Below are 15042 nucleotides of genomic sequence, written 5' to 3'. Positions count from 1 at the left end.
ATGCTTGGAAAACTCAACCTGGACGCCATCCCCCTCCATGAGCCGATCATCATGGGGACGCTGGCCGTCGTCGCCGTGCTGGGTCTGGCGCTGATGGGCGCCATCACCTACTACGGCAAATGGAAGACGCTGTGGAACGACTGGATCTGCTCCGTCGACCACAAGAAGGTCGGCGTGATGTACATCATCCTGGCGCTGGTGATGCTGCTGCGCGGCTTCGCCGACGCCATCATGATGCGCGTGCAGCAGGCGCTCGCGTATGGCGATGCCGCGGGCTACCTGCCGCCGCATCACTACGACCAGATCTTCACCGCCCACGGCGTGATCATGATCTTCTTCGTGGCCACGCCGCTGGTGCTCGGCCTGATGAACGTGATCGTGCCGCTGCAGATCGGTGCGCGCGACGTCGCCTTCCCGTTCGTCAATTCGCTGAGCTTCTGGATGTCGGCGATGGGCGCGGTGCTGGTGATGCTGTCGATGTTCGTCGGCGATTTCGCCGCCACCGGCTGGGTTGCCTACCCGCCCCTGTCCGAGCTGGGCTATAGCCCCACGCCAGGCGTTGACTACTACATCTGGTCCCTGCAGATATCGGGGCTGGGCACCACGCTGACCGGCATCAACTTCATCGTCACGATCCTGCGCATGCGCGCGCCGGGCCTGACCCTGATGAAGATGCCGGTCTTCACCTGGACCGCGCTGATCACCAACATCCTGATCGTGGCGATCTTCCCGGTACTGACCGCCACGCTCGCGCTGCTCACCGCCGACCGCTACCTCGGCATGCATTTCTTCACCAACGAGCTGGGCGGCAACGCCATGATGTACGTGAACCTGATCTGGATCTGGGGCCACCCGGAGGTCTACGTGCTGATCCTGCCGGCGTTCGGCGCTTTCTCCGAGATCATTGCCACGTTCTCGCGCAAGCCCCTGTTCGGCTACAAGTCAATGGTGTACGCCACCTCGTCGATCGGGGTGCTGTCGTTCTTCGTCTGGCTGCACCACTTCTTCACCATGGGCTCCGGCGCGAACGTCAATGCCTTCTTCGGCATCATGACCTCGATCATCTCGATCCCCACCGGCGTGAAGCTGTTCAACTGGCTGTTCACCATGTACCGCGGCAGGATCCGCTTCCATACCTCGACCATGTGGACCATCGGCTTCATGGTGACGTTCGCGGTCGGCGGCATGACCGGCGTGCTGCTTGCCGTCCCCGGCGCCGACTTCGTCCTGCACAACAGCCTGTTCCTGGTGGCGCATTTCCATAACGTGATCATCGGCGGCGTGTTGTTCGGCTGCCTGGCTGCGATCAGCTTCTGGTTCCCGAAGGTGTTCGGCTTCAAGCTGAACGAGTTCTGGGGCAAGGTGTCGTTCTGGTGCTGGCTGACCGGCTTCTTCCTGGCCTTCATGCCGCTCTACGTGCTCGGCTTCAAGGGCATGACGCGCCGGATGAACCACTATGCCAACGTCGACTGGCATCCCTACCTGGTGGTGGCGCTGGTGGGCGCCTTCGTCATCGGCGCCGGCATCCTGGCGATGATGGTGCAGTTCGCGGTCAGCGTCCGCGACCGCAAGCAGAACCAGGACCTGACCGGCGACCCGTGGGATGGCCGCAGCCTGGAATGGTCGACCGCCTCGCCCGCACCGTTCTACAACTTCGCCCACGTGCCGCATATCACCTCGCTGGAACAGCACTGGGACGACAAGGAAGCCGGCCGCGCATGGCGCCAGCCCGCGCGCTACGAGGACATCCACATGCCCCGCAACACCTCGGCTGGCTTCATCGTGTCGGCGTTCGGGCTGCTGTGCTGCTTCGCGCTGGTCTGGCATATGTGGCTGGTTGCCGTCGCCGGCTTGGTCGGCGCCATCGCGACCTTCGTCCTGCGCAGCTATGACCGCGACGTGGACTATTACGTGCCAGCCGCCGAAGTCGAGCGGATCGAACGCGCGCGCTTTGCACAACTGCAGGAAGCTGCCTGACCATGACTCCGACTCTCTCCCCTACCCTGCACCATCCCGGGCATGAGGCGGCCCATGACGCCGCGCACCACCATCACGAAGCCGGCGCGCACACCCCGCTGGGGTTCTGGCTTTACCTGATGAGCGACTGCCTGATCTTCGCGGTGTTGTTCGCCACCTTCGGCGTGCTGTCCGGAAACACGGCCGGCGGCCCCGGCGGGCGGCAACTGTTCGAGCTGCCGTTCGTGTTCGCCGAAACCATGGTGCTGCTGCTGAGCAGCTATACCTTCGGCCTGGCCATGCTCAGGCAGGGCGCCGACGACGCGCCGCGGATGATCCGCTGGCTGGCGCTGACCTTCGCGCTCGGCGCCCTGTTCATCGTCATGGAGGTCTACGAGTTCGCGCACCTGCTGCACCAGGGCGCGGGTCCCGGTGTCAGCGCCTACCTGTCGGCCTTCTTCACGCTGGTCGGCACGCACGGGCTACATGTCACGTCAGGCCTGCTGTGGCTTGCGGTGATGATCCACCAGATCAGGCATTTCGGGCTGGACGATATCGTGCGCCGCCGCCTAGCCTGCCTGAGCCTGTTCTGGCACTTCCTGGACCTGGTCTGGATCTGCGTCTTTACCTTTGTCTACTTGCGGGAGTTCGCATGAAACCGTCCCATCTGCATGCCGTGCACGCGGACCAGCCCGCGGTGCATGGCAGCGCGCGCGGCTACACCATCGGACTGCTGCTGTCGGTCGCGCTGACGATGGCGTCGTTTGCGGCCGTGATGACCGGATCCCTGCCAACGCCGGCCGCGATTGCGCTGGTGGTCGGCCTTTGTGTCGCGCAACTGCTGGTGCAGCTGGTGTACTTCCTGCACCTGGGCACCGGTCCCGGCCAGCGCGGCAACACCGCCATCTTTGCCTGTACCGGCTTCCTGATCGTCATCGTCGTGGCCGGTTCGTTATGGGTGATGCACAACGCCGACATCAACATGATGCCGACCGACATGTCCGTCGAACGGGCACGGGCAAAAGACTAGCGCTTGCGCGCAAGGAGGCTTTCCACCATGTATGTCTATGACGCCATTGACCAGAAGCTGGTCGACGAACGTGTCGTGCAGTTCGCCGACCAGACCCGCCGCTTCCTGGACGGCCAGCTGAGCGAAGATGAATTCCGCGTGCTGCGGCTGCAGAACGGCCTCTATATCCAGCGCCATGCACCCATGCTGCGCGTGGCGATTCCCTACGGCATGCTGGCCTCGCGGCAGTTGCGCAAGCTGGCGGAAATCGCGCGCCGCTGGGATCGCGGCTACGGGCACTTCAGCACGCGCCAGAACCTGCAGTTCAACTGGCCGCGGCTGGAGGATGCGCCCGCCATTCTCGCCGAACTGGCCACGGTGCAGATGCACGCGATCCAGACCAGCGGCAACTGCATCCGCAATACCACCACTGACCACTTTGCCGGCATTGCGCCCGACGAGCTGGTGAATCCGCTGGTGTGGTGCGAGATCGTCAGGCAGTGGTCGATGCTGCATCCCGAGTTCGCCTTCCTGCCGCGCAAGTTCAAGATTGCCATCAGTGGCGCGCGCACGGACCGGGCGGCGGTCGGCGTCCATGACATCGGGCTGCAGGCCGTTGAACAGGACGGCCAGACCGGCTTCAAGGTCTGGGTCGGTGGCGGCATGGGCCGCACGCCGATGGTGGGCAAGCTGATCCATCCCTTCGTGCCCTGGCAGGACCTGCTGACCTACCTGCAGGCCACGCTGCGCGTCTACAACCTGCACGGCCGGCGCGACAACAAGTACAAGGCGCGCATCAAGATCCTGGTGAAGGACCTCACCCCGGAAGTGTTCCGGGCGCAGGTGGCGGAGCAATGGCAACGAATCCGCGGCGGCGCGGACACGGTATCCGAGGACTTTGTCGCGTCCATCGCCGGGCGCTTCACGACGCCGCCGTATGATCCCGCTGCCGCCGATGAGCCGGACGTGTCAGCCGAACTCGCGAAGACCGACCGCGCCTTCCGCCTCTGGCTGAGAAGCAATGTCCATCCGCACCGGGTGCCCGGCTACGCCGCCGTCACGGCATCGCTGAAGGCGTCGGGCCAGGCGCCCGGCGACATCACCGCCGACCAGATGGAAATCATGGCCGGCCTGGCCGAGCGCCACGGCTTCGGCGAACTGCGCGTGTCGCACGAGCAGAACCTGGTCCTGGCCGATGTCCGCCGCAGCGGCCTGCACGCCTTGTGGCGCGAGCTGGACGCCGCCGGGCTGGCCACGCCCAACGTGGGCCTGATCACCAACATCATCGCCTGCCCCGGCGGCGACTTCTGCTCGCTGGCCAATGCCGTCTCGATCCCTCTGGCGCAGGCCATCCAGGACCGCTTCGACGACCTCGACCACGTGCACGACATCGGCGAACTGGACCTGAACATCTCCGGCTGCATCAACTCCTGCGGCCACCACCACATCGGCCACATCGGCATCCTCGGCGTCGACAAGGCCGGCGAAGCCTGGTACCAGATCACCATCGGGGGCCGGCAGAACGGCGGCGACGGCCAGGGCCGCGCGGACGGCGTGGCCGCCGGCGGCGCGGCCATCGGCCGCATCATCGGGCCGTCGGTTGCCCAGGAACAGGTGCCGGATGTGGTCGAACGGCTGATCGAGACCTATCTGCTGCACCGGGACAGCGAAGCCGAGCGCTTTGTCGACGTGGTCGGCCGGATCGGCATCGAACCATTCCAGCGCGCGGTCTACCCGGATCCGGCCACCGGTGCGCGTCGAGCTCGCCAGGAGACCGCGAATGCCTGACCATGCCCCTTCCGCCGCGCCGGACCCGTGCAACGCCGGCCCTGAAGACCTGTGGTCCGCCGTCGCCGCGCTCTCGGGCGAGCAGCTGCATACGATCATCGATCCCGCGCGCCAGTCACCGAAGCCGGCGCCCGACCCGGCTTCGTTCAGGGCGCGCGTCGTCGAGGTCTTCGGCAACGTCGCCGGCTTCGAGTTCACGCCCCCGTCGGAGCCCATGCTGCTCGAACTCTGGGAAAAGTACCGGAGCACACTGTCCCCATTCAGCGGGGGCAGGATCGCGCCGGCATGAGTGCCGCAGCCGCGCCGGCCGGCGTTCTTAGCCCTGTGCTGCGCGCACGAACGCGTCGCGGGCCGTGATGCGCTTGACGTAGTCCTGGATGCAGCGGCTGTCGCCAACGCGCGGCGCGCCGAATTGCCCCGCCCACGCCAGCGACGCGCCGAGATAGACGTCGGCGGCGCTGAAGGTGTCGCCGAGCACGAAGGGGCCTGGAGACAGGGCCTTTTCGATGGCGCCGATGACTTCGTCGTAATCGCCCCAGCCGACGGTCTGCTTGGGCAGCGGCGCCTGCGCGCGCATCATGCGGTCGGTCAGTGCGGGTTCGAAACAGCTGCCGCAGAAAAACAGCCATCGCAGCACCGTGCCGCGGGCCGACGAGCCCGGCGGCGGCATCAGTCCTGCTTTCGGATAGGCGTCGGCGAGCCAGGCAATGATCGCGCCGTTCTCGGTCAGCACGGTGCCGTCATCCAGTACCAGCGTGGGAATCTTCCCCATCGGATTGATCGCCAGGAAAGCCGGCGAACGGCTTTCCCCCTTGGCGATATCGATATGCTGCAACGCGTAGTCCGCGCCAACCTCCTCCAGCATCCAGCGCGCCACGGACGCGCGGCTCTGGGGGTTGTAGTAAAGCGTCATGGTCATACCGTCCTCCTGGCACCTTGGCCCTATGGATGGGAGGCAGCAGGATAGCACTGACTCGGCGCCGTCAGGCGCTGAACGCGAGCAACTGCGCCCCCTCGGAAACCTGCTCGCCGATCCCGTAGAGCACCTCGCTGACCACCCCGTCGGCCGGGGCGCAGATGGTGTGCTCCATCTTCATCGCCTCCATCACCAGCAGCGGCGCCCCGCGCGCGACCGTGCTGCCGGCCTCGACCATCACGGCGATGACCTTGCCCGGCATCGGCGCGGTCAGCTTGCCGCCCTCGCCTTCGGCCTCGCCGGCGTGCGCGAGCGGGTCGACCCACGCCAGCGTGGCGTGGCGGCCGCCATGGAAGACATGGAATTCGTCGCCATCCAGATGGACCTGCCCGTGCGTGCGCCGGGTGCCGAGGTTGATGCGGATATCGTCCGCGTGGCAGGTAAAGGCGAAGGGCGCGGCCTGGTCGGCGTAGATCAGCGTGCTGCCGCGCTCGTTGCTGTTCAGCGTCACCTCGAGCACCTGTTCGCCATAGCCGAAGCGCAGCATGCGCGACACGGCGCCGTTCAGCCGCCACGCGCCGGCGTGGGTCCACGGCGAATGCGGGTCGGCGGCATCGATGCGGCGCTCGTTGTTTTCACGCGCCAGCAGCGCGGCGGTCGCCAGCGCGATCAGCTCCATGCCGACCGGCGCCGGCGGCGGAAACAGGACCTGTTCGTTGCGCGCGATCAGGCCGGTGTCGAGATCGGCGGTGCGGAACGCTTCCGACTTCACCAGCCGCTGCAGGAACGCCACGTTGGTCGACAGGCCCACCACGTGGTAGGCCGCCAGCGCCTGGCGCATGCGCGCCAGCGCCTCGTCGCGGTCCTTGCCCCAGACGATCAGCTTGGCGATCATCGGGTCGTAGAACGGGCTGATGGTGTCGCCCTCGCGCACGCCGGCGTCGATGCGCACCCCGGCCGGGCCGTGCGCATCGTCGCCGCGCATGAACTGCACCGCCGGCGGCGTGCGCAGGAAGCGCAGCGTGCCGGTGGATGGCAGGAACTGCTTGTCGGGGTTCTCGGCGTAGATGCGCGCCTCCAGCGCATGGCCATCGATGCGCAGCTGCTCCTGCGTGAGCGGCAGCGGCTCGCCGGCGGCGACGCGCAGTTGCCATTCGACCAGGTCCTGGCCGGTGATCATCTCGGTGACCGGATGCTCCACCTGCAGGCGCGTGTTCATCTCCATGAAGTAGAACGAGCCATCCTGGTTGGCGATGAACTCGACCGTGCCGGCGCCGACATAGCCCACGGCTTTGGCTGCGGCCACGGCCGCCTCCCCCATGGCGCGGCGGCGCTCCTCGGTCATGCCCGGCGCGGGGGCTTCCTCCAGCACCTTCTGGTGCCGGCGTTGCACCGAACAATCGCGCTCGAACAGGTAGACGCAGTTGCCGTGGGTATCGGCGAACACCTGGATCTCGATATGGCGCGGGCGCGTCAGGTATTTCTCGACCAGCACCTTGTCGTCGCCAAAGCTGGCCGACGCCTCGCGCTTGACCGACGCCAGCGCGGCCTCGAAGCCGTCGCCCGACTCGACCACGCGCATGCCCTTGCCGCCGCCGCCCGCGCTGGCCTTGAGCAGCACCGGGTAGCCGATGCGGTCGGCCTCGCGGCGCAGCAGCGCCGGATCCTGGTCTTCGCCGTGGTAGCCCGGCACCAGCGGCACCGCGGCTTTTTCCATCAACTGCTTGGCCGCGCTCTTGCTGCCCATCGCGTGGATCGCCGACGCCGGCGGGCCGATGAAGACCAGCCCGGCGGCAGCGCAGGCCTCGGCGAAGGCTTCGTTCTCGGACAGGAAGCCGTAGCCCGGGTGGATCGCCTGGGCACCGGCCTCCTTCGCCATCTCGATGATATGGTCGGCGCGCAGGTAGCTGTCGCGCGCGGCGGCGCCGCCGATATGCACGGCCTCGTCGCAGAAGGCGACATGGCGCGCCTCGGCGTCCGCATCGGAATACACCGCGACGGTGCGGATGCCCAGCCGGCGGCAGGTGGCGGCCACGCGGCAGGCGATTTCACCGCGGTTGGCGATCAGGATCTTGTTGAACATTGAGCTTCCTAGTCGTTGTGACATGCCACGATTACATGCGGAACACGCCGAACTTCATCTCGTCGATCGGCGCATTGAGGCTGGCCGACAGCCCCAGCCCCAGCACCGTGCGCGTCTGCGCGGGGTCGATCACGCCGTCGTCCCACAGCCGCGCGCTGGCGTAGTACGGGTGGCCCTGGTGTTCGTACTGGTCGCGGATCGGTTGCTTGAAGGCGTCTTCTTCCTGCGCGCTCCACTGGCCGCCCTTGGCTTCGATGCCGTCACGGCGCACCGTCGCCAGCACGCTCGCGGCCTGCTCGCCGCCCATTACCGAGATGCGCGCGTTCGGCCACATCCACAAGAAGCGCGGCGAATACGCGCGCCCGCACATGCCGTAGTTGCCCGCGCCGAACGAGCCGCCGATGATCACCGTGAACTTGGGCACCTGCGCAGTCGCCACCGCGGTCACCATCTTGGCGCCGTTGCGCGCGATGCCTTCGTTCTCATACTTGCGCCCCACCATGAAGCCGGTGATGTTCTGCAGGAACACCAGCGGGATCTTGCGCTGGCAGCACAGCTCGATAAAGTGCGCGCCCTTGAGCGCCGACTCCGAGAACAGGATGCCGTTGTTGGCGACGATCCCCACCGGATAACCCCAGATGCGCGCGAAGCCGCATACCAGCGTGGTGCCGTAGCGCGCCTTGAACTCGTCGAACTCGGAGCCGTCGACCAGGCGTGCAATTACCTCGCGCACGTCGTACGGCTTGCGCGTGTCGGTCGGGATCACGCCGTACAGCTCTTCCACCGGATACAGCGGCTCGACTGGCTCGTGCAGGCGGATCTGGTCCGGCTTGCGGCGGTTCAGGTGCTGCACGATATTGCGCGCCAGGCTCAGCGCGTGGTGGTCATTCTGCGCGAAGTAGTCGGCCACGCCCGACAGGCGCGTATGCACGTCGGCGCCGCCGAGGTCTTCGGCGCTGACCTCCTCGCCGGTGGCCGCCTTCACCAGCGGCGGGCCGCCCAGGAAGATGGTGCCCTGGTTCTTGACGATGATCGATTCGTCGCTCATCGCCGGCACGTAGGCGCCGCCCGCGGTGCACGAGCCCATTACCACCGCGATCTGCGGGATGCCGCGCTTGGACAGGTTGGCCTGGTTGTAGAAGATGCGGCCGAAGTGGTCGCGGTCAGGAAACACCTCGTCCTGGTTGGGCAGGTTGGCGCCGCCGGAATCGACCAGGTAGATGCACGGCAGGTGGTTCTCCTCGGCGATCTCCTGCGCGCGCACATGCTTCTTCACCGTCATCGGGTAATACGTGCCGCCCTTGACGGTGGCGTCGTTGCAGACGATCACGCATTCCTGCCCGGCCACGCGACCGATGCCGGTGATGATGCCGGCGCCGGGCGCGGCGTCGTCATACATGTCGTACGCGGCCAGCTGCGACAACTCGAGGAACGGCGTGCCCGGGTCGAGCAGCTGCTGCACGCGCTCGCGCGGCAGCAGCTTGCCGCGCGACAGGTGCTTGGCGCGCGCGTCGGCGCCGCCGCCTTCGGCCAGCTTCGCGATCTTTGCCTGCAGGTCGGCAACCAGTGCCTGCATGGCCTGCGCGTTGGTCCTGAACGACTCGGAGCGGGCGTTCAGCTTGGTTTCAATTGCCGCCATATGGGCCTCGGGCAGTCGGTTATTGGTGTTTGCGTTGTTTCTCAGGCGCGCTCAGGCGGTCCTGGATTCATCGAGGTTCAGTTCACGCACCATCTGGTCGCGCATCACGAACTTCTGCACCTTGCCGGTCACGGTCAGGGGCATCTCTTCGACAAAACGGATGTAGCGCGGGATCTTGTAATGCGCGATCTGGTCGCGGCAGAAGGCGCGGATCTCGTCTTCGGTGGCGCTCTCGCCGGGCTTGAGCACAATCCACGCGCAGACCTCCTCGCCGTACTTGGCGTCGGGCACGCCGAACACCTGCACCGCCTGGACCTTCGGATGGCGGAACAGGAATTCCTCGATCTCGCGCGGGTAGATGTTTTCGCCGCCGCGGATCAGCATGTCCTTCACCCGGCCGACGATATTGCAGTAGCCCTCTTCGTCGAGGGTGGCCAGGTCGCCGGTGTGCATCCAGCCGTCGCGGATGGCTTCGGCGGTGCGGGCCTCGTCATCCCAGTAGCCGAGCATCACGGAATAGCCGCGCGTGCACAGCTCGCCCTTCTCGCCGACCGGCACGGTCGCGCCGGTGGCGTCGACGATCTTCACTTCCAGGTGCGGCTGGATGCGGCCCACGGTGGTAGTGCGCTTGTCGAGCGGATCAGTGGTGCTGCTCTGGAACGACACCGGACTGGTCTCGGTCATGCCGTAGGCGATCGTCACCTCGGACATATGCATCTGTGCCACCACGCGCTTCATGGTCTCGATCGGGCACGGCGACCCGGCCATGATGCCGGTGCGCAGCGACGAGAAGTCGTAGTCGGCAAAGCGCGGGTGGTCCAGCTGCGCGATAAACATGGTCGGCACGCCGTGCAGCGCGGTGCAGCGCTCCTCGCTGACCGCCTGCATGGTGGCCTCGGGGTCAAAGGCCTCGCCGGGGAACACCATTGCCGCGCCGGTCGAGACGCAGGCCAGCACCGACAGCACCATGCCGAAGCAGTGGTAGAACGGCACCGGGATGCAAAGCTTGTCCTGCTCCGAGAAGCGCATCGCCATGGCGATGAAGCGCGCGTTGTTGACGATATTGCGATGTGTCAGCGTGGCGCCCTTGGGTGCGCCGGTGGTGCCACTGGTGAACTGCACATTGATCGGGTCATAGCGGTCCAGCTGCGCCGTGATGCCATCGAGCTCCGCGCGCGCCACGCCGGCGCCACGGGCCAGCACGTCCGCATAGCGGATCATGCCCGGGGTCTCGCCCTCGCCCATGCGGATCACCCATCGCAGCGACGGCAGCCGCGCGGCCTGCAGCGTGCCCGCTGCGCTGGTGGCCAGCTCCGGCGCCAGCGCCTGCAGCATCTCGAGGTAGCGCGAGGTCTTGAAGACCTCGGCGGCGACGATGGCCTTGACGCCGACCTTGTTCAGCGCGTACTCCAGCTCCGCCAGCCGGTAGGCCGGATTGATGTTGACCAGCACCAGGCCCAGCCGGGCGGTGGCAAACTGCGTCACCAGCCATTCCACACGGTTGGGCGCCCAGATGCCGACGCGATCGCCCCTGGCCAGGCCCAGCGCATGCAGCCCGGCGGCCAGCGCATCGATGGCTTCGGCGAACTCGCGCCAGTTCCAGCGCACGCCCTGTTCGCGAAATACCACGGCCTCGCGTTCGGGGAACGCTGCCACGGTCTGCGCCAGCAGCGCCGACACGGTCTGCTCGGACAGCGCAATGCTGGTGTCGCCACGGACATGCGACAGCCCGCCGATCGGCAGAATGGTGGGAAGCGGATCTCCCTGCATCTTCATCGTTGTCTCCAAAGCGCTTCGGTTTCGACTTGAGTTGAGCGTAACTCAAGAACACGAATATCGTCGGGGTGATCCTGCCCAGAATTGGGGGTTAACCCCGATAAGCTGCTATTGAGTGCTGCCGGATGGCTAGGCGATTTCCAGTCTCGTCACATCGGAATGACGAAAAGGTATACGGGCTCAGGCGAAAATTCAACCTTAATTTGAGGCTCACTCAACTTCGAGACAAAATGGAGTACGATGTGACGGCGTCGCGCAGCAACCGCCAGGGCCGGCGCTACCGCAGGTTCGGGCTCCGCCCGGGGCACGGCCTGACATTTCGCGCTTCGCTTGCAGGGATCCGACATCATGGAAGACATCGCCACCACCCGCCGGACCCCGTCCGGCGCCAGGGCGGAACAACGCATCCGCGACATCCTGCGTGTCAGCCGCGAGGTGTTTGCCGAACTGGGCTACGAAAAAACCACCACGACCGAGATCGCCCAGCGCCTGGGCGTGTCCGAGGCCACGGTGTTCACGTACTTCCAGAGCAAGCGCAAGCTGTGCGTGCGGGTGATCGAGGACTGGTACGACGAAATCATCGGCACGATCGAGCAAGGCATGCCGCGCGACCAGAGCATCAAGGCGCAGCTGGCGTTCTACGTGAAGACGCACCTGCGCCTGTTCCTGATCCAGGGCACCGGGCTGTGCGCGCTGGTGCTGTCGGAAGGCCGGGCCAAGGGGCCGGACCTGGGGCAGGAGTTCGTGCCGCTGCAACGCCGCTATACGGCGCCGCTGATGGACCTGCTCGCGCGCGGCCGCGAACATGGCGAGATTCGCGCCGACCTGCCGCTGAGCCTGATGCGCTCCGCGATCCTGGGGCCGATGGAGCATATCCTGTGGGATGCCATCGCGCGCGAGCGCGAGGTGGATATCGATACCACCGCCGCGGGCATGGTGGCCTTGCTGTGGCCCGCGCTGCAGCCCGCAAATATCGAGCTGGAGGCCCTGCGGGCCTTCCATGGCGAAGTCGGCGCGGCGCTGCGCAAGCTGGACGGCGCCTGACCGGATCGCTCGGCCAAATCGGCAAATTCCTTGTACGCTGGAGGAGGCGTTCCCCCACGGAGATTGCGACATGGCCGTCCAGCTCAACCACACCATCGTCTTCTCTCAGGACAAGCAGGCCTCCGCGGATTTCCTGTGCGAGGTCCTGGGCCGCCCGCCGGCCGAGCCGTTCGGGCCCTTCCTTGGCGTCGCGCTGGACAACGGCGTCACCCTCGATTTCATGGACGCGCAGGGCGAGGTTGCCATGCAGCACTATGCATTCCTGGTCAGCGACGCCGAGTTCGACCACGGTTTTGCCCGCATCCGCGCGCGCAACCTGGCGTACTGGGCCGACCCCTACCGTCGCCGGCCCGGCGAGGTCAATACGGACGACGGCGGCCGGCGCATCTACTTCGAGGATCCGAGCAAGCACTTCCTCGAGATTTTCACCAGGGGCTGAAGCCGAACCGGCTTAGCAGTGTCTTTGGCGAGACACCGGCAACCGCCACGCCCCGCCGCCTGTACCCGTCCTGCGCTTGGTTGATGCGGTTGCGCCTCATAGAATGAAATGGCCTGGTTTCCGCGCATCGAAGGACCATGCAGACCGCCGCCTATCCCTACCAGCCCGTGCGCGAGCGGCGCACGCTGACCTGCTTCCTGCTGGCCCTGCTCATGCACCTGCTGCTGGGGGCCCTGCTGTACTACGGCGTGCGCTGGCGCAACGCCGTGCCCACCGGTGTTGCGGCAGAACTGTGGGAGCCCGTCCCCGAAGCCACCTTCCCCGAGCCCGCCATCAAGCCGGCGCCGACGCCACCGCCGGTCGAGCAAGAAGACGCCGATATCTCGCTGCAGGAAAAGCAGCGCAAGGCCAGGCTGGCCGAGCGCGAGGCCGAGCAGGCGCGGCAGCGCGACAGCCAGGCCCGCGCCGAAGCGGCCCGCAAGGATGCCCAGCGCCGGGCCATGGAAGCGCAACGCCAGGCCAGCAATGCCGAGCGCCAGGCCGAACTGGCCCGCTTGCGCGCGCAGGCGGGGGGTCCCGGCGCCGCGGCCAGCGCCCGGGCCGGGGCTGGTTCCGGATCCTCGGCGAAGCCGTCTTCGGGCTATGCCGAGCGCGTGCGCCAGCGGGTCAAGCCGAACATCATCTTCAACGAGGACGTCGCCGGCAATCCGGCCGCGGTGGTCGCCGTGCACATGGCGCCCGACGGCTCACTGCTGTCGGCGCGCCTGGCCAGGTCCAGTGGCAATGCCGGCTGGGACAACGCCGTGCTGCGCGCGGTACAGCGGTCCGACCCGCTGCCGCGCGACAGCAACGGCGTGGCGCCGTCCGATATCCTCATCACCTTCTGGCCCAAGGACGAGGGCGGCTAGCCCCTCGGCGCCTGGCCGCGGCCGGTTCCGGTAGTGTGCGTTGTCGCACCAACTGCGGCTGAATAGAACATTATTCCAAGAATCCACATATTGATGGAATGGCATTACAATTCCAGCTTGCCTGGAAGGACAAATCGCATGCCTGTGCTCCCGCCCGTCCCTATCATGAATAGACAAGAACAAGCCGACGGAGCCCGCCATGACGACCGCCTCTCCTCTCACTGCCGCCCGACCGGTTGGCGCCCCGCTCGACCAGCTGGCGCTCGACCTGGCCGACGTTTTCACCCACAGCGCCCGCATGGTCGCCAGCCACCTCGCGCAGCACCTGCCCGACACCGACACGCTGCTGGCCGCGTTGCCGCCGGGCGCGTTGCTGGGCTCGGCCGAGACCTATACCCGGCACCTGGTCTATGGCGATCCGCTGGAACGCTTCTCCGCCATGGTGCTGGTATGGCGCCCCGGGCAGGCCAGCCCGGTGCATGGCCATCGCACCTGGTGCGCCTACCGCGTGCTGCGCGGCACGCTGACCGAGCAGCACTACTGGTGGGATGCCGCCGGCCGGCACGCGCGCCATGCCAACACCGTCACGCGCACCGCCGGCGATACCTTCAGCGTGCCGGGCGGCCTGCAGCACATCCATGCGCTCGGCAATACCAGCGACGAAATCGCGGTTTCCCTGCATCTCTACGGTGTCAGCCGCGACCATATTGCGACCGGCGTGAACCTGCTGGTGCCCGCCTACGCCTAGCCGCCCCGCTCCGCACCTGGTGCGGGCGCGCCCTCAACTGACCGCCCCGCGCCATGGACCGCTACGACAAACAGATCCTCGCCATCCTGCAGGAAGACGCCACCTTGCCGGTGGCGGAAATCGGCGAGCGGGTCGGCCTGAGCTCGACGCCATGCTGGCGCCGTATCCAGAAGCTGGAAGAAGCCGGCCTGATCCGCAAGCGCGTGGCACTGCTCGACGCCGGCAAGCTCAATGCCGGCGTCACGGTGTTCGTCTCCGTCCGCACCAGCCAGCACAACGTGAAATGGCTCAAGCAGTTCCACGGACTGGTGTCGTCGATCCCGGAAGTGACCGAGTTCTATCGCATGGCGGGCGACACGGACTACCTGCTGCGCGTGGTGGTGCCCGATATCGCCGCCTATGACCGGGTCTACAAGAAGCTGATCCAGGGCGCGGAACTCGCCGATGTCAGCTCCAGCTTCGCGATGGAACAGATCAAGTACACCACCGCCTTGCCGCTGGACTATGCCTGAGGCTTCACTTATACGGCCCAGACACGGCCCCTGACCCCGTCGCGGCTGGCAATTTCCGCCATTTCAGCGCCTTTCCCCGCGCTTTTTTGCGCATCCTGTTGCAAATACCCCGCGTTCCGGCAGACTTGCCGGCACGCTTTCCCTGCCAGGAACCTGCTGCGACGCAGCAATGGCTGTAGAATATGCGGCCCCTATTCAAACGGCCGCGGCGTACGGTTTTTACC

Annotated in this window: 14 protein-coding genes; 10 read left to right on the top strand and 4 right to left on the bottom strand. The window is 66.5% G+C overall.

Translation table 11 applies throughout. From position 1 onward, the window contains the following. Genes cyoB through ACOCMH_RS24580 form a run of 5 tightly spaced genes read left to right on the top strand, consistent with a single transcriptional unit; the run spans position 1 to position 5042 of the window. Entirely contained in the window at positions 1 to 1977 is a 1977-nt protein-coding gene (gene cyoB / locus ACOCMH_RS24600; RefSeq protein ID WP_427309525.1) for a cytochrome o ubiquinol oxidase subunit I, read from the top strand. A 2-nt stretch (positions 1978 to 1979) separates the two neighbouring features. Beyond that, positions 1980 to 2612 (top strand): cytochrome o ubiquinol oxidase subunit III, encoded by a 633-nt coding sequence (gene cyoC, locus ACOCMH_RS24595; RefSeq protein ID WP_427309523.1) that lies wholly within the window; start codon positions 1980 to 1982, stop codon positions 2610 to 2612. After that, on the top strand, positions 2609 to 2986 hold the full coding sequence (gene cyoD, locus ACOCMH_RS24590) for a cytochrome o ubiquinol oxidase subunit IV (protein WP_427309521.1): 378 nt from the start codon (positions 2609 to 2611) through the stop codon (positions 2984 to 2986). Before cyoC ends, cyoD begins: the two co-directional genes overlap by 4 nt. Positions 2987 to 3013: 27 nt before the next feature. Next, positions 3014 to 4753 carry a nitrite/sulfite reductase gene (locus ACOCMH_RS24585; protein WP_427309519.1) on the top strand — a complete coding sequence of 580 codons (1740 nt, stop codon included), beginning with the start codon at positions 3014 to 3016 and terminating at the stop codon, positions 4751 to 4753. Continuing rightward, a complete protein-coding gene (locus ACOCMH_RS24580) occupies positions 4746 to 5042 on the top strand; it encodes a hypothetical protein (RefSeq protein WP_427309518.1) in 297 nt (98 codons plus the stop codon). Before ACOCMH_RS24585 ends, ACOCMH_RS24580 begins: the two co-directional genes overlap by 8 nt. Before the next feature lie 27 nt (positions 5043 to 5069). Here the strand turns inward: ACOCMH_RS24580 and ACOCMH_RS24575 are convergent, their stop codons facing one another. The 4 genes from ACOCMH_RS24575 to ACOCMH_RS24560 all read right to left on the bottom strand — a co-directional run bounded on the left by ACOCMH_RS24575 (position 5070) and on the right by ACOCMH_RS24560 (position 11167). Continuing rightward, positions 5070 to 5672, bottom strand: a complete 603-nt coding sequence (locus ACOCMH_RS24575) for a glutathione S-transferase family protein (RefSeq protein ID WP_427309516.1) — start codon at positions 5670 to 5672, stop codon at positions 5070 to 5072. 64 nt (positions 5673 to 5736) lie between these two features. Beyond that, positions 5737 to 7752, bottom strand: coding sequence for an acetyl/propionyl/methylcrotonyl-CoA carboxylase subunit alpha (locus ACOCMH_RS24570; protein ID WP_427309514.1), 2016 nt, complete (start codon positions 7750 to 7752; stop codon positions 5737 to 5739). A 31-nt stretch (positions 7753 to 7783) separates the two neighbouring features. Next, the gene (locus ACOCMH_RS24565) at positions 7784 to 9391 is read right to left on the bottom strand and encodes a carboxyl transferase domain-containing protein (RefSeq protein WP_427309512.1); all 1608 of its coding nucleotides are present in this window, start codon (positions 9389 to 9391) and stop codon (positions 7784 to 7786) included. A gap of 51 nt (positions 9392 to 9442) precedes the next feature. After that, a complete protein-coding gene (locus ACOCMH_RS24560; protein ID WP_427309510.1) occupies positions 9443 to 11167 on the bottom strand; it encodes an AMP-binding protein in 1725 nt (574 codons plus the stop codon). A 348-nt stretch (positions 11168 to 11515) separates the two neighbouring features. Between ACOCMH_RS24560 and ACOCMH_RS24555 the strand changes: the two genes are divergently transcribed. From ACOCMH_RS24555 to ACOCMH_RS24535, 5 genes are all read left to right on the top strand, one after another. Then, positions 11516 to 12211, top strand: a complete 696-nt coding sequence (locus ACOCMH_RS24555; protein WP_427309508.1) for a TetR/AcrR family transcriptional regulator — start codon at positions 11516 to 11518, stop codon at positions 12209 to 12211. Between the two features lie 70 nt (positions 12212 to 12281). Beyond that, complete coding sequence (locus tag ACOCMH_RS24550; protein ID WP_427309506.1) at positions 12282 to 12650, top strand: VOC family protein; 369 nt, start codon at positions 12282 to 12284, stop codon at positions 12648 to 12650. 137 nt (positions 12651 to 12787) lie between these two features. Beyond that, the gene (tolA, locus tag ACOCMH_RS24545) at positions 12788 to 13558 is read left to right on the top strand and encodes a cell envelope integrity protein TolA (protein WP_427309504.1); all 771 of its coding nucleotides are present in this window, start codon (positions 12788 to 12790) and stop codon (positions 13556 to 13558) included. 199 nt (positions 13559 to 13757) lie between these two features. Continuing rightward, entirely contained in the window at positions 13758 to 14306 is a 549-nt protein-coding gene (locus ACOCMH_RS24540; RefSeq protein ID WP_427309502.1) for a cysteine dioxygenase, read from the top strand. A gap of 53 nt (positions 14307 to 14359) precedes the next feature. Then, the gene (locus ACOCMH_RS24535; RefSeq protein WP_171514477.1) at positions 14360 to 14818 is read left to right on the top strand and encodes an Lrp/AsnC family transcriptional regulator; all 459 of its coding nucleotides are present in this window, start codon (positions 14360 to 14362) and stop codon (positions 14816 to 14818) included. The last annotated feature ends 224 nt before the right edge of the window (positions 14819 to 15042 follow it).

It is taken from the genome of Cupriavidus sp. H39 (assembly GCF_050271075.1).
Taxonomy (GTDB): Bacteria; Pseudomonadota; Gammaproteobacteria; order Burkholderiales; family Burkholderiaceae; genus Cupriavidus; species Cupriavidus necator_B.
Note: the sequence above shows the minus strand (reverse complement) of the source record. Positions and strands in the feature narration are given on the sequence as shown.